The 20,116-nt window shown below is 62.9% G+C and carries 21 protein-coding genes; 14 read left to right on the top strand and 7 right to left on the bottom strand.

The features are described 5' to 3' along the window. Window positions 1-70: 70 nt before the first annotated feature. The 9 genes from ilvA (at window position 71) to CKO27_RS21180 (ending at window position 11,029) form a co-directional block, all read left to right on the top strand. Entirely contained in the window at window positions 71-1,597 is a 1,527-nt protein-coding gene (gene ilvA / locus CKO27_RS21220) for a threonine ammonia-lyase, biosynthetic (RefSeq protein ID WP_200376921.1), read from the top strand. Window positions 1,598-1,780: 183 nt separating this feature from the next. Beyond that, window positions 1,781-2,698 (top strand): metal ABC transporter solute-binding protein, Zn/Mn family, encoded by a 918-nt coding sequence (locus tag CKO27_RS21215; protein WP_200376920.1) that lies wholly within the window; start codon window positions 1,781-1,783, stop codon window positions 2,696-2,698. A 9-nt stretch (window positions 2,699-2,707) separates the two neighbouring features. Further along, window positions 2,708-4,015 (top strand): FGGY-family carbohydrate kinase, encoded by a 1,308-nt coding sequence (locus tag CKO27_RS21210; protein ID WP_200376919.1) that lies wholly within the window; start codon window positions 2,708-2,710, stop codon window positions 4,013-4,015. Window positions 4,016-4,322: 307 nt separating this feature from the next. Then, a complete protein-coding gene (locus tag CKO27_RS21205) occupies window positions 4,323-5,726 on the top strand; it encodes a caspase family protein (RefSeq protein ID WP_200376918.1) in 1,404 nt (467 codons plus the stop codon). 43 nt (window positions 5,727-5,769) lie between these two features. Continuing rightward, window positions 5,770-6,636 carry an OmpA family protein gene (locus CKO27_RS21200; protein WP_200376917.1) on the top strand — a complete coding sequence of 289 codons (867 nt, stop codon included), beginning with the start codon at window positions 5,770-5,772 and terminating at the stop codon, window positions 6,634-6,636. A 52-nt stretch (window positions 6,637-6,688) separates the two neighbouring features. Then, window positions 6,689-8,335 carry an SUMF1/EgtB/PvdO family nonheme iron enzyme gene (locus tag CKO27_RS21195; protein ID WP_200376916.1) on the top strand — a complete coding sequence of 549 codons (1,647 nt, stop codon included), beginning with the start codon at window positions 6,689-6,691 and terminating at the stop codon, window positions 8,333-8,335. A 411-nt stretch (window positions 8,336-8,746) separates the two neighbouring features. After that, on the top strand, window positions 8,747-8,986 hold the full coding sequence (locus CKO27_RS21190; protein ID WP_242471057.1) for a toxin HicA: 240 nt from the start codon (window positions 8,747-8,749) through the stop codon (window positions 8,984-8,986). Further along, window positions 8,983-9,315: a type II toxin-antitoxin system HicB family antitoxin gene (locus CKO27_RS21185; protein ID WP_200376914.1), complete on the top strand. Its 333-nt coding sequence runs from the start codon at window positions 8,983-8,985 to the stop codon at window positions 9,313-9,315. Before CKO27_RS21190 ends, CKO27_RS21185 begins: the two co-directional genes overlap by 4 nt. A 148-nt stretch (window positions 9,316-9,463) precedes the next feature. Next, entirely contained in the window at window positions 9,464-11,029 is a 1,566-nt protein-coding gene (locus CKO27_RS21180) for a caspase family protein (protein ID WP_200376913.1), read from the top strand. A gap of 166 nt (window positions 11,030-11,195) precedes the next feature. Here CKO27_RS21180 and CKO27_RS21175 read toward each other — a convergent pair whose 3' ends face one another. The 6 genes from CKO27_RS21175 to CKO27_RS21150 all read right to left on the bottom strand — a co-directional run bounded on the left by CKO27_RS21175 (window position 11,196) and on the right by CKO27_RS21150 (window position 14,813). Next, a complete protein-coding gene (locus tag CKO27_RS21175) occupies window positions 11,196-11,525 on the bottom strand; it encodes an ISAzo13-like element transposase-related protein (RefSeq protein WP_200376912.1) in 330 nt (109 codons plus the stop codon). 98 nt (window positions 11,526-11,623) lie between these two features. Further along, window positions 11,624-12,955 carry a DUF4384 domain-containing protein gene (locus CKO27_RS21170; RefSeq protein ID WP_200376911.1) on the bottom strand — a complete coding sequence of 444 codons (1,332 nt, stop codon included), beginning with the start codon at window positions 12,953-12,955 and terminating at the stop codon, window positions 11,624-11,626. A gap of 14 nt (window positions 12,956-12,969) precedes the next feature. Next, window positions 12,970-13,335, bottom strand: a complete 366-nt coding sequence (locus tag CKO27_RS21165) for a hypothetical protein (protein ID WP_200376910.1) — start codon at window positions 13,333-13,335, stop codon at window positions 12,970-12,972. A 29-nt stretch (window positions 13,336-13,364) separates the two neighbouring features. After that, a complete protein-coding gene (locus CKO27_RS24730; protein ID WP_242471056.1) occupies window positions 13,365-14,033 on the bottom strand; it encodes an OmpA family protein in 669 nt (222 codons plus the stop codon). A gap of 109 nt (window positions 14,034-14,142) precedes the next feature. Then, window positions 14,143-14,442, bottom strand: coding sequence for a hypothetical protein (locus CKO27_RS21155; RefSeq protein ID WP_200376909.1), 300 nt, complete (start codon window positions 14,440-14,442; stop codon window positions 14,143-14,145). Window positions 14,443-14,477: 35 nt separating this feature from the next. Continuing rightward, window positions 14,478-14,813 (bottom strand): hypothetical protein, encoded by a 336-nt coding sequence (locus tag CKO27_RS21150; RefSeq protein WP_200376908.1) that lies wholly within the window; start codon window positions 14,811-14,813, stop codon window positions 14,478-14,480. A 38-nt stretch (window positions 14,814-14,851) separates the two neighbouring features. On the opposite strand from CKO27_RS21150, the gene CKO27_RS21145 reads away from it, so the two are divergent. The 5 genes from CKO27_RS21145 (at window position 14,852) to CKO27_RS21125 (ending at window position 19,603) form a co-directional block, all read left to right on the top strand. Continuing rightward, the gene (locus CKO27_RS21145; protein ID WP_200376907.1) at window positions 14,852-16,408 is read left to right on the top strand and encodes a hypothetical protein; all 1,557 of its coding nucleotides are present in this window, start codon (window positions 14,852-14,854) and stop codon (window positions 16,406-16,408) included. A gap of 21 nt (window positions 16,409-16,429) precedes the next feature. Beyond that, a complete protein-coding gene (locus CKO27_RS21140; RefSeq protein ID WP_200376906.1) occupies window positions 16,430-17,026 on the top strand; it encodes a hypothetical protein in 597 nt (198 codons plus the stop codon). Between the two features lie 33 nt (window positions 17,027-17,059). Next, a complete protein-coding gene (locus CKO27_RS21135) occupies window positions 17,060-17,680 on the top strand; it encodes a hypothetical protein (RefSeq protein ID WP_200376905.1) in 621 nt (206 codons plus the stop codon). A 383-nt stretch (window positions 17,681-18,063) separates the two neighbouring features. Beyond that, window positions 18,064-19,044, top strand: coding sequence for a hypothetical protein (locus tag CKO27_RS21130; RefSeq protein WP_200376904.1), 981 nt, complete (start codon window positions 18,064-18,066; stop codon window positions 19,042-19,044). After that, window positions 19,019-19,603 (top strand): hypothetical protein, encoded by a 585-nt coding sequence (locus CKO27_RS21125; RefSeq protein ID WP_200376903.1) that lies wholly within the window; start codon window positions 19,019-19,021, stop codon window positions 19,601-19,603. The genes CKO27_RS21130 and CKO27_RS21125 overlap by 26 nt, the downstream gene beginning before the upstream one ends. Window positions 19,604-19,851: 248 nt before the next feature. On the opposite strand, the gene CKO27_RS24265 is transcribed toward CKO27_RS21125, so the two are convergent. Then, window positions 19,852-20,116: hypothetical protein (locus CKO27_RS24265; protein ID WP_207281019.1), on the bottom strand; the 265-nt coding region annotated here is incomplete at its 5' end.

The following is a 20,116-nucleotide window of genomic DNA, read 5'->3' as shown; positions in this document are numbered from 1 at the left end:
CGGGTTGGGGCGGGGTGGGGCCGGAATCCTGTAACATGCCCGCAGCCCAAGCCGTTCCAGAGCCCCGCCCATGCCGGATTCCTATATCGAACGCATCCTCAAGGCGCGCGTCTACGACGTCGCCCTGGAAACCCCGCTGACCCGCGCCCCGCGCTTGTCGAGTCGTCTCGGCAACGAGGTCTTTCTCAAGCGCGAGGATTTGCAGCCGGTGTTTTCGTTCAAGCTCCGGGGGGCCTACAACAAGCTGATCCATCTGGATCCGGCGGTGCGCGAGCGCGGGGTCATCGCCGCCAGCGCCGGCAATCACGCCCAGGGCGTGGCGCTCGGTGCCAGTCGGCTTGGCATCCCGGCGATCATCGTGATGCCGCGCACCACGCCGGCGATCAAGGTCCGCGCCGTGCGCGCGCACGGCGGCAAGGTCGTTCTGCATGGCGACTCCTACGACGAGGCCTATGCCCAGGCGATGGAGCTGGTCGCGGAAAAAAAGCTGACCTTCATCCACCCCTTCGACGACCCGGACGTGATCGCCGGCCAGGGCACCATCGGCATGGAAATCCTGCGCCAGCACCCCCAGCCGCCGCACGCCATCTTCGTCCCGGTCGGCGGCGGCGGGCTGATCGCCGGGGTCGCGGCCTACGTCAAATGGCTCTATCCGGAGGTCAAGATCATCGGCGTGGAGCCCGAGGAGGCGCCGACCCTGCATGCCGCGCTCGCCGCCGGCGAGCGGGTCGCGCTCTCGCAAGTGGGTCTGTTCGCCGACGGTGTCGCGGTGCGAATGATCGGCGAAGAGACCTTCCGGGTCGCCCGCGAGCGGGTCGACGCCGTGGTGCTGGTGAGTACCGATGAGATCTGCGCCGCCATCAAGGACATCTTCGACGACACCCGAGGCATCGCCGAGCCCGCTGGGGCGCTGGCCGTCGCGGGTCTCAAGCGCTGGGCCGCAAGCACCGGAACCCGCGACGCTCATCTGATCGCGATCGAGAGCGGCGCCAACATGAACTTCGATCGTCTGCGCCACGTCGCCGAGCGCGCCGAGCTGGGCGAGCACCGCGAGGCTCTGCTGGCGGTCGAGATCCCCGAGCGGCCGGGCAGCTTTCTCGCCTTCTGCCGTGCGCTCGGCAAGCGTCAGATCACCGAGTTCAACTATCGTTACGCCGACGCGCGCCGCGCCCAGGTGTTCGTTGGGATCGAGCTGACCAAGGGCGACGAGGAACGCCTGGATCTGATCGCGCGACTGGCCGACAGGGACTTCAAGGTGCTCGACATGACCGACAACGAGACGGCCAAGCAGCACATCCGCTTCATGGTCGGCGGCCATGCCCCCGGCATCGAGCAGGAGACCCTGGTCCGCTTCGAGTTCCCCGAGCGCCCCGGTGCCCTGCTCGATTTTCTGTGCGGCCTGGGCAAGCGTTGGAACATCAGTCTCTTTCACTACCGCAACCACGGCGCCGCCTATGGTCGCGTGCTCATGGGCGCCCAGATCCCGCCCGCCGATAGGGACGATTTCCATCGCTCGCTCGACACCCTGGGCTATCCCTATTGGGAAGAAACGGAAAACCCCGCCTATCGGATTTTCGCCGGGGTCGGAGACGCCTGAAGCGATTTCCGGGAAACCTGGCACCCGTGATCCGCCTGGTCATAGACAGGATTAACAGGATTTCGCAGGATTAACAGGATTTATAAGATTTTGTTTTTAATCCTGTAAATCTTGAAAAATCCTGTTAATCCTGTCCATTTAATTCCTCCGCGGCCCGTCGCGGCACACTCCGAGGTCATTCAGATGCGCCATCTTCTCCTGCTCCTCTCGCTCGCCGCGCCCCTGGCCCAGGCCGCCGAGCCGGTGCGGGTCTTCGTCAGCGTCCTGCCGCAACAAACCTTTGTCGAACAGTTGGGCGGGCCAGCCGTGAGGGTCGAGTCCCTGGTCCGGCCAGGTTTCAGTCCCCACACCTACGAGCCGACACCTAACCAGATCGCACGGCTGGCCGACGCCGATCTCTTCATTGGGATCGGTCTGCCGTTCGAGGCGGCCTGGATGGAGCGCCTGCGCGCCGTCAATCCGGATATCCGCGTGCTCGATCTCGGCGATGGGATCGAGCGCCGTCCCATGGAGGTCCACGATCACGACGAGGGAGAGGGACGGACAGGGGATCATGCCGATCATTCGGATCACGACCATGACCGGACGTCTCATCCGCCCGCTGCGGCCGAATCCGAGCTGGACCCGCACATCTGGACCAGCCCGCTCCTAGTCAAGACGATGGGCGAGCGGATCGCTTCGGCCCTCGCCGAGCTGGATCCGGCCCGTTCAAGCCAGTACGCCGCCAACCTCGCGGCCTTCCAGTCCGAGCTGGATACCCTGGATCGGGATATCCGCGCCCAACTCGTTGGGTTGAAGCATCGTCGCTTCATGGTCTTCCACCCCGCCTGGGGCTATTTCGCCGAGGCCTACGGCCTGACTCAGATCCCGATCGAGAAGGAAGGCAAGGATCCGGGTCCGCGCAGCCTCAAGGCCCTGATCGATCAGGCGCGCGCGCGGGAGGTCCGGGTGATCTTCGTCCAGCCGCAGTTCAGCCGGAAATCGGCCGATCAGGTCGCGCGAGCGATTGGCGGACGCGTGGAGGTGATCGACAACCTGTCGCCGGATTATTTCGAGAACCTGCGCCGGGTGGCGCGCGTGATCGCCGAATCGGAGCGATGAGCCGCGCGGATGACCGATGAACCGCGTTCCTTCGTCGGGCTCGACATCGGCACCTCGGGCGGCCGGGCGGTCGCGCTCGATGCCGGCGGTCATGAGATCGCGACCGAACGCATTGCGCTCCCAAAACCGCTGAGTCCGGCCCCCGGATGGGTCGAGCAGGATCCGGCGCTCTGGTGGCGCGCCACCCTGAGCCTCCTGGCCTCGCTCGCGACCAAGCTGGCGGATCGACCGCCCGTCGCCATCTGTGTCGACGCCACCTCCGCGACCCTCCTGCTCGCCCGACCCGACGGCGAGCCGCTGGGGCCGGCGCTCATGTACAACGACCGGCGCGCGCTCGCGGCGGCTCGGCGCATCGCGCGGATAGCTCCGGAGGATTCTCCGGCCCAGGGGCCGGGTTCCAGCCTGGCCAAGCTCATCCATTTGTATGAGACGCTTGGAGCGCCCCCCGGAACTCTGGTCCTGCATCAGGCCGACTGGATCCTCGGACGTCTGACGGGACGCTTCGGTTTCAGCGACTGGAACAATGTCCTCAAGCTCGGGTACGACGCCGGGAGCCTCGGCTGGCCGGACTGGGTGGAGCGGCTCGTACCGCCCGGTCTCGGGCTACCCAAGGTGCTCGCGCCAGGAGCCCCGCTCGGGCGGATCGCGCCCTCGGTGGCGCGCCTGATCGGCTTCCCGGACACCACCCGGATCCTGGCCGGAACCACCGACAGCACGGCGGCGGTGATCGCCGCCGGCGCGGCCCGACCCGGCGACGCGGTTACCTCGCTCGGCAGCACCCTGGTCGTCAAGATCCTCTCCGAGCGTCCGGTGACCGCGAGCCGATACGGCGTCTACAGTCAGCGTTTCGGCGATCATTGGCTGGTCGGCGGGGCCTCCAACAGCGGCGGGGCGGTGCTGCGCCAATGCTTCCCGGAGGCCGGGATCGCGGCCTTGAGCCGGTCCATCGATCCGGAGACCTCCTCGGGATTCGACTACTACCCGCTTCCCGGACCGGGCGAGCGCTTCCCGCGCCAGGATCCCCATCTCGCGCCACGGATGGATCCGCGACCGGCCGATCCCGCGAGGTTTCTGCACGGCCTGCTCGAAGGCATCGCGACCATCGAGGCGGAAGCCTATGCCCGGCTGGCGGAACTGGGCGCGCCGCGCCCGAGCCGCGTCCTGACGGTTGGGGGTGGAGCCGGGAATACCGTCTGGACGCGCATCCGCTCGCGTCTCCTGGGGATCGAGGTGAGAGAAGCCGAGCATTCGGAGGCGGCCTTCGGCACGGCGCGCCTGGCGCTGGCTGGATCCTCGCCACCTATGGGTTTTAGGTGATTTCCGGGAAACCTTGTACCCGCGATCCGCTCCGTCATAGACAGGATTAACAGGATTATTCAGGATTTACATAATGAAAAACATGAGTTTATAAAGCCTGTCAATCCTGCGAAATCCTGTTAATCCTGTCCAATTCCGGAGTTTTCAATCGGGTACGGTCTTTCCCGGAAATCGCCTAACTTGTAACTGATGGGCTAACCCGAACTCAAAGCTGAACGTGAGACGACCAAGCCTTCAGTCGTTGGCATGCAACTTGACAGCGAACATCAGGAATCCTTACGCCATGACAACCCATGACACCCGAGCCATGCCACGCACATTCCGGCATCTGCCGTTACTGCTGACTGCGGCTCTTCTGGCGACCTCGGTCGGGGCGGCCGACCGTGCCCTGCTGGTCGGGGTCGGCAACTACCGAAACGAGACGGCCGGCTCGAAACTCAATCTACCGGGCATCGATCTCGATCTCGAGATGATGCGCGGGGTCGCCGCCGACCTGGGGTTCGACCCGCGAAACACCAAGGCATTGCTGGACGCGGCGGCCACACAGTCGGCGGTACAACAGCATCTGACGGTCTGGTTACGCGATGGCGTCTCAAAAAACGACCGCATCCTGATCTATTTTTCGACCCACGGAACACAGGTCGCGGATCTGAATGGCGACGAGGACGATGGGCTCGATGAGGCGCTGACCCTCTATGATCTCGCGGCCATCACCACGGATGGTCAAGGTACCCTCACGGGCATCCTGCTTGATGACGATCTGGAGCGTGCGCTCAGCGATATCCCAAGTCGCGATATCCTGGTCCTCGTCGATGCCTGTCATAGCGGCACCGCGACCCGCTCCGTGCGTTTTAACTCGAAACAAAGCGGGACGGACGGAGGGGTGACGAAATTTTTCGCTTATCCGGGCATGCCCAGAGCAAAGGCACAGGGTGTGACACGGTCGGTCGGGAAACGCTCGCAAGAAGGCTACGTCAGCCTCTCCGCCGCTGCTGACGACGAACGCTCTCATGCGACCGTTCGCGGTAGTCTGTTCACCCAGGGTTTGGTCCATGCGATCGGCCAGGCGGTCAGTACCGGGGGCGGTCTGACGCCAAACCGGCTTAGGGATCAGGCCGCCGTCTTTGTTGCCGAACGTCTGGGCCAGGCAGACCGCGATAAACTATTCAACCCGCAGATTGGCGGAAATCCAATGCTGGCCGACAAGCCACTGCGTCTGGTTAGCGTAACCCAAGGTCATGGTCCGAACTGGCAGCGGATCGAAGCGCTGGCAAAAACGATGACTCCGCTCCAGATCCAGGCCAATCGGCAACGCTTCCGTGTGGGCGAGACCCTGGAGCTGATGATCGAGGTGCCACATGCCGGCTATCTCAATGTCATCAACATCGATGCCCGCGACACGCCCATCGTGGCCTTTCCGAACGGTTTCCACCGCGATAACCGGGTGAGTGCCGGGCGGGTCTCGATCCCGGGCGATCTGGCCTTCGATCTACCCGCCACCCCGCCTTATGGGCCGACTCTGCTGGTGGCCTTTCTGACTGACGCGCCGATCAATCTCTTTGAGACCGGCGATGGTCGGCGCGATCTGGCTGGAAACCTGCTCGATGACTTTCCGCAACCCTCGCGGATTGGCATGCGCGGTTTCCATCCCACCGCCAAGGCATCCGCTCCAGGCGCGGCTGGCTTGCTGGAAGTCGAGATTTCTCCCTGAGTCGCTGTAGAATCAGGCTATTGGTCACGCACGGAGGAGCGGCATGATCGCACGACGTTCATCTCTTTTGCTCTTGGTTCTGTTCCTCGGCGGGGTCGGTCAGGCTTGGGCCGCAGACTGCGAGCGGGGCCGCGCCTTGCATCGGGCGTCCTGGGCCGAGCCCGATCTCCATCAGCGGATCGCCCGGCTGCGTCAGGCCAGCGCGGTCTGCCCGGACCCCGAAATTCTGACCGACCTGGCCACCGCCTGTCTGGGGGCCGGCGACCCAAAGGCTGCCATCGACGCCCTGATCGCTGCCAGTCGCCTCGTTGGCCCCGCCGCGCGCCAGAGCGAGATTCAGGCCGAGCTGGCGCGTCTCTATCTGGAACAGAACCAACTGCCGGAGGCCATCGTCAGCATCGACCGTGCGATCGATGCGGCCGGTCTCCCGATCCCGACCGCGCTCCTGGAGCTGCGTCGCCGCATTGATCGCCATCCCGACCGTGCCCGCCTGAGCGCCGCCCAGATCACCCGCGGCCTCGCCGCGCGCGGGACCGGCGTGGCGCGTGGCTTCGTGCCGCAGTCTCGGCTCGATCTCTATGTCCTCTTCGACTTCAATCAGGACCAGCCCAACGCCGAAGGGTTGGCGCAGGTGGAGGAACTGGCGCGGGCGCTCCAGGCTGGCGCGTCCGGGCAGGACTATCGCCTCATCGGTCATACCGACGCGCAAGGCGCGGCCGATTACAATCGGCGTCTCTCCGAACGTCGCGCCGACCGCGTGCGCCGTTTGGTGGAGGACCGCGTTCCCGCCCTGAGCGGACGGCTGCACACCGCCGGCCGCGGCGAGTCCGAACTCAAATATCCCGGCGATACCGAGGAGGATCATCGGCTCAACCGGCGGGTAGAGCTGGAGGCGGTCAGCCTCCCCTGACCCCGTTTTTCGGTGGGCACGCCCGCGCCGTTCAATTCAGGAGACGCTTGCTATGCATGATCTGGTCCAGACCCGCCCCAGTCAGCGTCGCTGCATCCTCGCCGGATGCGCCCTGCTGCTGTTGCTGGGGGCGCCGCTCTCCGCCAGCGCCGCCGGGCGTCAGGCACTGGTGATCGGCAACGCCGCTTATCAGGGCGAGCGTCCGCTGCGCAACACCCTCAACGATGCCCGCGACGTGGCGCAGACCCTGCGTCGGCTCGGCTTCACGCTGGCGGGCGGAGGTCCGCTGGAGAACGCCGACCGCCGCACCCTGGCCACCGCCATCAACCGCTTTCTGGCGCAGATCCAGCAGCGCGATGACCTCGCGTTGATCTACTACGCCGGTCACGGGATGCGCGACGCCCACGGCGCCACCTATCTGCTCCCCACGGACACTCGCATCGAGCAGGAGGCGGACATTGCCCCCAATGGGGTGAGCCTGACCGGGATCATCGACCAGCTCGATCAGCGCCCGGAGCGGGCGGTCAGCCTGGTGATCCTCGACGCCTGTCGCAATAACCCCTTTGGCGTCGGCGGTCGGGGCGAGCGGCGGGGGCTGGGGGAGATCCGCGTCCCGCCGCGCGGCACCCTGGTCCTCTATGCCGCCAGCCCCGGCCAGACGGCCGACGATAATCGCGGCGGTCGCAACGGTCTCTTCACGCAGCACCTGCTGCCGCTGCTGGCGACGCCGGGTCTGGATATCGAGGATGCCTTCGATCAGGTCTCCCTGGCGGTCGAGGCGGCGAGCGGGAAACGGCAGGTGCCCTGGATTGGCGGTAATCTGCGGGGGCAGCTCACGCTGGTCGATCAGCCGGATCCGGCGTTTCCCGTCCCGAAGATGGTGCGTATCCAGGGCGATTGTTTTCAGATGGGCAGCCCGGCGGGCGAGGCGGGGCGCGACGGGGACGAGGGCCGGCACCGGGTGTGCGTCAAGGATTTTGCCCTCGCCCCCTACGAAATCCAGGTGGGACAATTCCGTCGTTTTGTCGAGGCGACGGGGTATCGCACCGAGGCCGAGCGCAATACCGGAGGCGTTGAAGGCTGTATGGCCCGCGATGCGAGCGACCAGAATAGCAAGTGGGGCGACCGTGCCTGGGCGAGCTGGCGGAAGCCGAGCCAGGAACTGGCCAACCGGGACGACCATCCGGTGTCGTGCGTGAGCTGGAACGACGCCCGGGCCTACATCGACTGGTTGAACGGCCAGACCGGCGGGGGCTACCGTCTGCCGACCGAGGCGGAATGGGAATATGCGGCGCGCGCCGGCACCGAGACGGCGCGGTTCTGGGGGGAGGATTCCGCACAGGCCTGCGGATACGCCAATGTGGCCGACACCACCGAGCTGCCGGACGGTTCGTTGTGGAGCGTGGTGCATGCGTGCGCGGACGGTTACGCCTTTGCCAGCGCGGCGGGCGCGTTCAAGCCGAACGCCTGGGGTCTCTACGACATGCTGGGCAACGTCTGGGAGTGGACGTGTTCGGTGTATGACAAGGACTATGGCGGGAAGGAAAACCAGTGTTCAAGCAAGAATGATGCCGGCGCCCGGGCGGTCCGGGGCGGCTCTTGGTACTACCAGCCGGCCGGGGTGCGGTCGGCCGACCGCGACTCGACCGCGCCTGTCTACCGGTACGTCCACATCGGTTTCCGTCTGGCCCAGGATTAACTTTACCCTTTAGCGTTTTTCCCTTTATCTTTTCCGGATATAGGTTATTAAACCGCGCCCGGTGCGGTATGTGATCGCTGAGGATTGATCCGGTCTTGGCAGAATCGCCGACCGTTCGCGCGGGCGCGGTTTAAGATATTAAAAAATATAAGATTTTAAACCGCGTCTCCACTGATGTCGATGACATCTCCAAAGCTAAACACAAACTGAAAATGACGCATGTCGCGCTGGACGCGGTTTAAGCGGTCGCCGTTTCGGGCGCGGTTGGTCGGGGGCAGGGCAAACCTCAACCCCGAGCCATCGGGTGGGCCAGTAGGCGAAGCCGGCAAACAAAACCGTTGCGATAGACCATCGCCGATCGTGCAGCCTTGATGCCTGGTTCCAATAATGGCACCATCAAGCATGGGTTCAATGAAGAAGATCCTCGACCAAATGCGCAAGGAACCGGGCAATGTCCGGTTTTCCGATCTGCGTAAGCTCTGCGAGTCCTATTTTGGCGAGCCGCGCCAGAGCGGCACCAGCCATTTGATTTTCAAGACCCCATGGCCGGGGGATCCGCGGGTCAATATCCAGAATGCGGATGGCAAGGCCAAGCCGTATCAGGTGCGGCAGGTTCTGCGGGCAATCGATCAACTTCAGGCCAAGCAATGAGCATCGATCATTACACCTATCGCGTGACATGGTCCCCCGAGGATGGCGAGCATGTCGCGGTGTGCGTTGAATTTCCCTCCTTAAGCTGGCTGGAGGCAACCCCCGAGGCCGCGTTGGCAGGGATGCGCCAGCGTGTTGCGGAGGTCGTCGCCGATCTCGCCGAACACCAGGAGCCGATCCCCGAACCACTGGCGGAAAAGCATTACAGCGGTGAATTTCGTGTCCGCATTCCGCCCGAACTGCATCGTCAACTTGCGCTGATGGCGGCTGAACAGGGCGTCAGCCTCAATCGCTTGGCTAGCGCAAAATTAGCTGGAAAATCAATCTAAACCGCGTCGATTGCGGATTTGGTTTCCGTGTCCGGCCCGGCTTCTGGCGGGTAAGGTGGAGGCCATGACGCAGAATCGACGCCGGTTATCCCGAATGACCGATTAACGAAGGCTGGTGCGATCCGACCTCTGGGGGAGTCGTCGAACGATGGAGACTATCATGCATTCAACGCGGCACGGCGGCAGGGGACTGTGGTGCGCGATCCTCACGGCGGCCCTGCTGCTGCCGATGGCGGCCTGTGTCAGCGCCACCGATCAGGCATCGCCGCCGTTCGCGTCGGTTGACCGGGGGAGCGGAGCCAAGGATGCGCGCCCCGGCGCGCGGTTCGCGCTGGTGATCGGCAACAGCCGCTACCGTCATCTCGATCCGCTCGCGAATCCGCCCAATGACGCCGCGGCAGTGGCCAGACGTCTGCGGGATCTGGGTTTCACCTTGATCGGTGCGGATGGGCGCCCGACGGACGGCGCGGTGCGGGATCTGGACGAGGCGGGGTTTGTGAAGGCCGTGCGGACCTTTGCGCAGCGCGTTCAGGGGGCGGAGATTGCCTTGCTGTTCTATGCGGGACACGGGATGCAGATCGCGGGTCAGCCCTATCTGCTGCCGGTGGATGCGCCCAGCGATGATCTGGGGCTGTTACGTCGGCGCAGCTTGGCGCTGGAGGAGGTTTTGAACGATCTGGATGGTCAGGCGGCGCTGACGGTGGCGGTGTTCGATGCCTGCCGGGAGATCCCGAAGCTGCGCTCCGTGGTGGCGGCGACCCGTGGCACGGGCGGTGGGGCGCGCGACGACATGGGGATGCGGTCGGTTCAGAGTCAGGGCCGCAGCCGGATCATCGCCTACTCGGGGGCCGCCGGGCAGGTCGTGCCGGATGGCGCGGGCCTGCACAGTCCCTACAGCCGGTTGTTACTGGAACAGCTCGCGCAACCGGAACCGGTCGAGCGTCTGTTCCAGCGGGTGGCCTGGCAACTGAGCCAGCACGGCGGTCAGTCTCCCGAGTTATCGATTCAGGGCGTGGAGCCGGATCGGTTTTATCTGGCATCGCCGGTCAAGGCTGTTGCCTCGGCACCGCCGCCTCCGCCACGGGTCAGTCAGGCGCTGGACAGCGTTGCATCGACGTTCGGCGGGCCAAGGGCGGAGACACCGACCCCGCCGCCGTCCGTGGTGAGCGCCGCGCCGCCGTTGGCCCTGTCGCGTGTTGATTCTGCAGTTGATGATATCCGCCAAACGAAACAGTCAATTGGCACACCAGATCAACCGATGTCCGCAATGCCGCCACAAACCAATCCGTGGTTATCTTCAAATCTATATGGCAGCGATAATGAGTATGCCGCGCTTAGGTCGGTCACCATCATTCCACGTGAGAATGGATTTTTAGTAACGATAAAAAATCAGTTTAATTTCCAATGCAAGCTTTCTTTTGATTCGGCAAATAACCCGGAATTTCTGAGCGATTGTCGTTCTCTGGATGGGCCTCAACCAATATGCACTCCAGATATGCCTGGCTCTTTTTGTGCAAAAGCATCGGGTTGTTTTCTAACAGAGCAAGAGGAGAAAAATCCCAAATGCTTTGAAGCGTGGGAGGTTAAAGAATCATTAATTCACCTTAAATGCTCAGTGCTGAAGACTGAGCAAGTTTGCCATGGGTTCTACACGCTGGCAAAAGGAGATTATGACTCCAAGTCAAGAATGACCATTGCGCGACGAACCCAGTAAGGGACGGTTCACTAATAAGTGGTATAGCCAACTAATATGATATGCAGAAATTGAGATATGTCTGAATATGCAAATCTTTGTTTTTAAATGAGCTTTTTACTTTTTAATAATTAATTATGTGCGCATAATTAATAAGATGACTATACATCTCTATGAATGATCTCGCTCAAAAACCATTGGCGTCGACAACATAGTTCCATGCTCCGAGCGTCTCATCATGACGAATGAACTGGTCTTTGATGGCGCGAAAGGTCTCGGAGCACTTGCGCCCCGCCTCATACACGCGATCAAGGAGGCAGGCCGTCACGCGCAGTCCGGTGTCGGTGGCGGTGCGCTCCACCGCCTTGAGCACCGTCTCAGGGGTATCGAGGATCTGTCCGCGCAGGCTGCGCTCGACCTGACTGAACAGGCGATGCTCGATGGGATGCCATTTCGAGGTGTAGGGCGGGTGCCAATACCAATAGCTGAAGCAAAAACAACCAGTACTCTGTGTCAAGGCGGGTAGCTCGGGCGGTTTGATGGACGGGCATTACGCACTCCTATGGGCTGACCATAACCGGGGAGACATCGCCTCCTTCCGACTTTCAGTAAAGCTCAATTCACCCGCACGCTTAAGTCCGACCGGACCAGATCCTCCGGAACCCGAATCACCGCACGGAACGTACCTTCCACTTCGTCCAAGGATCGAACCTGAAGCGGTTGCAGGTCGGCACGGCTGAAACGGCCGAGTTTGGCGGACAGGCTGTCGGCAATGCCTGGCGGCACGCCGAGGCACATCACCTGCTCGCTGCCCGGGGCATCGAAGACCAGGTCGAACTGGGTCGTGTCCGGGATCCGGATCGTGTCGTCGGCCGCGACCGAGGCGTTCGGCTGAAACCGGGTCGGCAACACCTGCCAGATCTGCCCCCTGGCATTCTGGTAGTAACAGAAGAGATCGGTGCGGCGGCTGGCGCGCACCCTGACCTCCAGTTTGTCGCCCACCTGGTAGCCGTCGCGTGCGCCGGTTATTTTCAGCGCGGGCACGCCGGTGCGCGTGAGCGTGCCGGAGGGGGTGCGCGATTGGCTCAGACACTGTTGGTAAGGCACGCCGGCGAGTTTGCCCAGCACTTCGATGGTACTGAGCTGGATCAGGCTACGCAGCGCGGCGTGCTGGCCCTCGGCGCGGTCGACCGAGAGGGTGAAATAACCGCCGACGGTCTTGAGTCGGGCATCCAGATCGAGACCCTTGCCGCGGTTGACCAGGGCGACGGAGTTGGTGGAGCCGGCGCCGTTGATGATTTTCATGGTTTTACCGACTTTCACGTTGAAATCGATCGTCATAGCCGAAACCTGACGCTCGCGCGAGATCCCGCCCCCGACCTGCCCCAGATCCAACCCGCCGCCCGCGCTCGTGCTGCTGACGCCCTGGTCGAGTTCCGAGACCGATGCCTCCAGGATATAGTCTGGCCAGTCGATGGTAAGCCCATCGGGCATGGCGTTCAGATAATCCACATCGATGCGGCTCGTCTCGGGGTTCGGTGTGACCCCAGAGAATGTTTGCGGAATGTCCACGAACCGAAAGGCATTGCTCCGCCGATTCATTTCCGAGATGGTGGAAATCAACATGGTCCTGGTGCCGCCGCCGATGTTTTTCCCGGTTTGATCCGGAAGGCTGAGAGCCGTGACAAGGCGTGTCTTGGCACCGCTGCGTGCAAAGAGGTCATCCATGCAGGCGAGCGCGTCGGAAAAACTGGTCAAACGGGTGACGGGCGGGCTGGCGGGGTCGGCCAGGCGCGGCACATCCTCGGGGCGCGGCTCGACGGCGCTGCATCCAGCGAGCAACAGTACCAGGCTCGCGCCAAATAGTTTCAGATGACCCGCCGTCGGGAAAAGGGGCATGGCGCTATCCTTTGGGGTGTCTCGATGGTTCCGCGCGGCGGCGGCCAAACGGCGGAGCGGTCTCAGCGGCTGTTCCAGTTGATGATATCGCCATCCACCAAAATATTGACCTCGCGCAGGCCGCTGATGCTGGAGTGACTGAAATCGCCAATGGTGAGATTGCCCGTTCCGCCGCGAACGTTCCTTGCGCCATCATCGATAGCGACCGTGGTTGAAGTGCGCTCCGTTTTGACAACGGTACCCGTGGCGCCGGTCCGAGCGGCAGCACTGCTGTCATGGGTCAGATTCTGCTGTGCCTGGAGGCGATACATCCGGGCGCTGACGTTGGGAGGGATGCCGTTCAGCCCTCCGGCAAGACTGTGGGCCGGGAGCATGAGCGACAGGAGCCCCAGCGTCATCGCCATGGCGAGTGTGTTGTGCGATGTCATCTTCACTGCTCCGTAGGGTGCCGGCGTGATCATGGGACCAGCCCGGTATTGACGAATTCGACACGCCGGTTGATCCCTGCCTCGGGCCGTCGCGGATCGAACAGGTCTTCCTCGCCGCGGCCGATGCTTGGAATGTGGTTGACGTCGATGGCGTGTTTGGCGGCGAGATAATCCTGAACCGAGCGCGCACGGCGCCGTGAGAGATCCAGATTGTACTCGGTTGTCCCCCTGGCATCGGTGTGGCCTTCGATCCGGATCGCCAGACCGTTGAACAGCGGATCCTTCAAGACGGCGGCGATCCGGTCGAGGTGGCTCCGTGCGGCCGGAGTCAGACGATCCGAGTCGAACGCGAACTCGATCGGCGTAGCCATGGCGCGCTCGCCGGAAGGACGCTGTCTGGATAACGACTGGCGTGGTTTCGCCGGGCGCGGCGCGGGGCGGTGCGCCTCGCTCCGGGGCGGCTGGACCGATGCGAGTTGAGCGGCCGGTTCGGGGGAGGGGACGGGCGTGATGGTCGAGTGGATAACCGGGGTTTTGTCAACCAGGCAGTCGTCCGGTATCCGGGCGCTCAAGGCCTGAAAAATTTCACAGCGCGAGGCATCCTTGCTCACATAGGTGGTCTGTTCCGCGTGTCCGATCCTGGGCAGCAGGGCGGCGAGCAGCAAAAGGATGAATGGAGGGAGCGGCGCATGAGTCATCGCAGGAATCCTTGAATTCGATGGATAGCTTGCCATAGCTGTGAAGATAACGCGGTCGAGGGTTGGCTGCCAACCAGGACGCCGCACTCGGCGGCGTCCTCTCCCCTAATTAGTTGCCGACAACATTGATCGCATTGGTCGCGGTGGCAGACACGCCAGTGGCGATCGAGTACACATTATGCGCCTTCAGCGTCTGGCGGACGCCGCCGCCAACCGATACGCTGCCACGAACGGCGTTCATTTCATTGGCAGCCGTACTTTTCATACCGGAGCTGATGGCATAAACATTATCGACGTCCGCCGATTGTTCAACATCGCCGCCGATGGCGATCTTGGCGGCATGCGCCTGAGCGGCCAATGCAAGGGTGAACGCGATGGCGGTCAAGACGTTAAGCGTATAGCGGTTCATGAGAGATCTCCTGGTCGGTTTGCGGTGGGTTGAGTTCATTCGCCTGCAGGACTGGCTTCGGGATAGCCATTGCCGCCGCTGCGGAAAGATTCGAGATGATTTTTGATGTCGGCACAATGTGCCGTCCGCGAGCCGGTGGGCGTGGGCATGACGATGCCGGCCTTGACGGTCTGTTTCACGTTCCCTCGGATATCACCGCAGTCGGACAGGGTGTTGATGTAATTCGAGGCGTGCGTCACTGGTCCATCGCTGGCGATGAGGTGGCCGAGGGTTGCGGACTGCTCCACGTCCCCGCTGATTTCGAAAGCCGGGGCCGGTGCGGTTAGGGCCAGCGCCATAGCGGCGAGGGCGATGGGGCGGGTGCGGATCATGAACAGCCTCCTGGTCGGTCGTGTGCGTGAATGGGATCATGGGTTCCGTGATGGGTTTCGGGATAGGCGGGGCGGTGACGGCGAAAATGATCGTTCGTGCCCGCAAAACGACCGTCCCTTATCCCGAAACTCCATCCCATGACCATGAGAGCCTTAGCGTTTCACTCAGAGGACGACAGATGCCCAAGCCAATGATCGTATTCCGCCTCGCCAACGCACTGCATGGGCTGTTGCAGACGGAGCTGTTTCAAGCTCGCTACCAGGAAAACCGCTTGGCGGTGGGGTTGTTATTGACCCTTTCACGCGAACCCTTCCGCAGTGAACTGCTGTTTCGCGATTATTCGCTGAAAGAAGAAGAGCTTTGGTTGATCCCTGCGCGGGAAGCGCCGAAGGCGGGCGGCGAAAATGATCGCGGCGCGGATTCAGAGGATAACGAGGATCCCGGCGCTGCGGAAAAACCTGGGCAGTCCCCCCAATCCGCGCGCATCTTCCGGCCCGCACTGGTTTACCTGTCGCTGGTGCTCAGCCGACGGCTGGCGCTGGCTAACAATCGCCTGGATCAACCGACCAACATGCATGTCTTGTTTGGCAGTCTGGCCGCGCATGGTGCCGCAGAAGCGGGTTGGTCCGAGGTCAAGGTCACGCGCGCGAAGCGCCCCATCGTCTCCCTGGCTTCATCTTCATCTGAACGCATCGGCCGCGTCTGGAGTGTTCTTAAGAAACAGATCGCCCGGCTCGGCACGGGCTATGGTCCCGTCTCCGCCAGACGCCGCGCCAAATACGGCCCGTTCTGGCTGATCCTTTCGGACGTTGCGGCGGAGATGGCCGAGGAGCTGAGCCTGTGGGACTGTCTGGCCCCGTTGCCGGTGCCGCTCGCATGCGATCTGAACGAGGCATCCCGCGACCAGCTCTGTCGGGTGCTGGAGTCGCTCAACGAACGTTATGCCCTGCTCCGTTCCTGCGGACTGGATCCGGAACAGTGGTACGACGATGCCGAGTTGAGCGTCTCCGGTTTGCGCGACCTGCAAACCCTGCGCAAGGCCGTCAATGCCCGGCTGGCCGCTCCACCGGATGGGTCGCAGGCCACGACGCCCGAACGCGCCTATGCCGATGCCTTTGAGTGCATCCGGACGGATACCCATCGCCCGGCAGGCTTCGCCACCTTCGAGGATTTCGCCGAGAGCGCTGTCGGGCAGGAGATGATCCACGGTTGCCTGGTCCTGCTGTCCACCCCGCTGCACATGGAGGGCGATGACGACCTGCTGCTCGTGAGCAATCTTCCCGCGCCCGTGCCGGAGTCTTCCGCTACCTGGCCTGAGCATCAGGTCGATCGGGAGACGGCGCTTCGTTTTGTCATCGGCCAGTGCCCAGGAATCCGCGACAATCCGGTACTGGCCTGGTTCGTCGATGCCACCCTGATCAATGGCCGGTCGATTCACGGTGGCGATGGCGTCCTCGCGGATGCGGAATTCCGGCGTCTTCTGGACGACTCCCGGCGCTACCCGACAACCGATGACGATAGGCTTTTGACGCAGTTGGAGCGTGACCTGTCAGAGGCCATCCGTTACTGCACCCGTCTCAATCGCCAACCCTGATCCATTTTCGGAAATCTCGCCATGAGCAATCGAATCCCGACGCAACAAGAACAGAACGTCGCCTGGCAGTTGATCGCAAAGCGTAGCGCGACCCTGGATTGGTCGCCCCCCGTGACGACGGATGAGATCGACCGTCTGCTGGCGCGCATGCCGACCCGCAACGACGCCGAACCGCTGATGGACTGGCTCTGGCGCGCCTTCGGGCAACCCGAAGCCGGCGCGGCGGCACCGCCCTCCGCTCCGGCCAGGATCCTGCCTTTCGTGCGTCCGCCCTGCGGGCGCTTCCGGCCTCTCGGCCAGATCCTGGCCTGGGCCGCTGCGGCAGTCGACGATGCTCCGCCATCCCTGCCGGAACGTCTTGACATCGGTCCAGGCGTTTTTCGCGTCGCCTTTGCCGGCGATCGGCAACGCATCCGCGTGACCCTGGAGGCATTGGGCTTTACCCTGGCGCGTCTGGCCGGGCGGACGGTCGCGGTCACCGGACCCGAGGGACTGACGCAGCTCCTCGCCATGGTCACTCTGGATGCGCGAGGCGAGGGATCCTTCGAGCTGGAAGATACGGTCGAGATCCGCCGTCTGTTGTTGTGTCTCCAGGTCGGCGAGATCGAGCCCTCCTGACGCCGCTCGCCACGCCTCAGCGAATCCAATCTGATGAACCGAACCACTGTCTATCTTCCGCTGTTCCCGGCCGTTGCCGATCCGTCCGCTCCGGGCTCCGGGCGTCTGCTCGCCCTGGCCTTCGAGGGCGGCGCCCAGCGGGTGCGCTGCACCCATGTCGCCCTCACGGGGTCTCTGGGGCACCTGCTGGACCAGACCCGGCGTCTGCTTGGCCGATCGTCCATCGGCGCGGGCGCCAGATTTGCCGCATGGCGTCATCGCGACGTCTTCGCGCTGGAACAGATCCCGAACCTGACCGATGTTGCGGCGACTCAACTGGGCCTGGCGCTCGGTCTCGCCTTGACCGGCAACGCGGCGGGCGGACGTCTGCTTGCTTACGGACGGCTGGAAGGAGGCATGGACGGACGCGCCATCGTGCCGCCTGCGGATCACGGGCCGCTGCTGGCCTTGCTGGAGCATCTGGCGCCCCAGCCGCAACCGTTGCTTTGCCTGATACCGCCTCCGATCGTGGTGCGCCAGGAAGACCGGCGACGCTTCATCGCGCTGGCCGATCGTCATCTCCATTGCTGCATTGTCGATTCGTTCGCGATCGCCCTTGACGTTTGCAATCACGGATCCGTCCGTTTGCCCGCAGCCCGCCCGGATAGCTGCTGATGGAGCGTCGCGACATCCATGTTCCCGTAGTGGCTTACTCGATGGGCGACCCCGATCAGGTGGCGATCTGTCGTCTCTGGTGTGAGCCATCCGCAGCCGGCGAATCGCAACGCGATGTTCCCTCTGACGCGGATAAGCGGTTGGCTCCGGTGGCGGCGCCGTTGCTGTCCGCGCAGCTCTTCGAATCCGGCTGCGTGGCCGCCATGGCGGTGCGCAAACTCGGGTTGCGTCCCGCGCCGCTGGCCTGGTGGCAGCGGTTGCGCCCTTATGCCTGGCTCGAATCCCGGCGATTGTTCGCGGCTGACGCCATCCCGACCCTCGGATCGAGCGCCGAACTAGGTCTGGCCCTGGCCTTGTTGCTCCCAAGCGCCCGTTTCAAAGGCGTGGCGATCGCCAGCGGCAGTCTGTCTGGCGAGGCGCCGGAATTACGTGACCGGGATGTAGCAGTGCATCCGGTCGGCCGTCTGGAGGAAAAACTTCGCAAGATTCTTGACCGCTCAGAGGCACTGCTGGCGGCTGGGCGTGGCCCTTCTCCCGCCTTATGCTTCACGCCTATCACGGACGATCAAGGTCGCTCCGTCGCGGAATTGGAGATCGTCGCGCGATTACGGCGGCAAGGGATCGAGGTTGTCCCGATCCGTTGGCTGAGCGAGGCGATCATGCGCTTGGGCTGCGAACGCCTGCCACTGATGGGGGCTGATCGTCTCGTCCTGGCCGCCGGCCTGACCTTCGGCATCGGGATCGCGTTGGCGGCCAGCGCCTGGCTGTGGCGAGCGTATCCTATTCCGCTTGCCTTCGAGCGCGGCGGCGGCCAGGCCATCGCCAGCGAACCTTACCTTGCTTGCGTCACAACGGACGGGCGTCATACCATCCCGCAGCCGATCGCCCGCCAAAACCGCATCCCTTGGCTGAAGGGCGGTCAGAAACTTGCTTGGTCGGTGCGAGTCGGGACGCCCGATGCCTGGGATGCCCGTGTGCTGAGTACGTTTGGGAGCCGGGGGTATTATCTGCTGTTCGCCGTGGTCTCCGCTGAAGGGCGGCGGATACTTGTTGACCATGCTCCAGCGGACGATCACCGGAAAACCAGCCCGATCTATCGCACGATCCCAGGTGAGTTATGGGAACAATGGTTCCAGATTCCGCCAGCGTTCGAGGAGGGGGAGTGTGCTTTGGTGATTCTGGCCCGACGCGACCGCAGTTTTGATCCCAATGCCTTGGGTCGCGCGCTCGCTGCCCAAGCCGGTCCCCGGCAGGGCGCGGACTGGCTCAATAGCGCCGTGAATTTCCTGCAATCCCAGGCGCCCGGATTTCTGATCTATCAGTTTGGCAAATCCAACGATGTCCCTGATCGCTGCCAGTTTTAGCCGTCTTCGGCTCGCTTACGGTGTGGCCGCCGCCATGCTGACACTCTGCTGTTCTTTGTCTCTGGGTGCCGACGATCCCTGCGCGGATTGGATTTTAACGCTGAGGCCGGATCGCGAAGGCAGTCGTGCTCTGCGTTTTAGTCTGGAATATAGGGCGCCGCCAGCGAATCATGCCTGGACCTTTTATGGCGTGGTTCTGCCGGCGTCTGTAACCCGTTCTGTTGCCACATTGACAATGCTGTCGATACCCGAGTCCTCTCCGTTGAAGCGGATCGCGCTCGATGGCTATGCCAAACCGATCTACGCCGTATCCGACTGGTATGACCCCGATGCCCATTGGATTCTCTATCTGATTCGTCTGCCGACCCCGGAACGACGTCTGGACGATCTTGGTCTGAACGTCTTACCCGATTGTCCAGGACGGCCATCTGCAAGGATGGCGAGTAAATTCCATGGCGCCTTGTTGCCTAAAGTCTTGGCAGGCATTGAAATGGTCGTGCCCCAGGGAATGGGCGAGGGGGCACTGGTATGCCAGGTTCGATCTTTCGGTGGATATTGATTTAACGCTGGATCTATCCTTACGCGATGTTCGACTTTTTGAGCGTGACTGAGAGACTGTAGAGAAACTCGTTCATTTTAATCAGTGAGTTATCGCAAACGGCGCCCGCAAAACAGCCGAAAATCCCGAATGCTGCACAGCAATAATCCTTTATTATCATGCGATTAGTTCCTATACAGCCTCTGAAACACGTTGGCGCGACACCGCCGTCCTGGCTACGCTGAGAGGATCTGAACCACCCTCAGCCCTCACCCGGAGACGGCGATGTGGTCGGCGCCCTGCAGCAGGATCCCACCCTCGACCCCGTGCGCTATCTGACCGAGGAAGCCAAGGACTTGGGGATCATCAAACGTCCCCGCAAGCCGCCTAAAAAAAGGCTCAGACCCGAATGGCACTAAGATAAGTCTCTCGATTTTTAAAAACAAACAGTTACAACCGCTGATGCGGTTTGCGGAATCGGTGTCCTCAGCGCTGTTTCTTCGGGTGGCCATGGTTACGGACCTCTTCCTGTGC

The sequence above is a fragment of the Thiocystis violacea genome (assembly GCF_016583575.1).
Lineage (GTDB): Bacteria > Pseudomonadota > Gammaproteobacteria > Chromatiales > Chromatiaceae > Thiocystis > Thiocystis violacea.
Note: the sequence above shows the minus strand (reverse complement) of the source record. Positions and strands in the feature narration are given on the sequence as shown.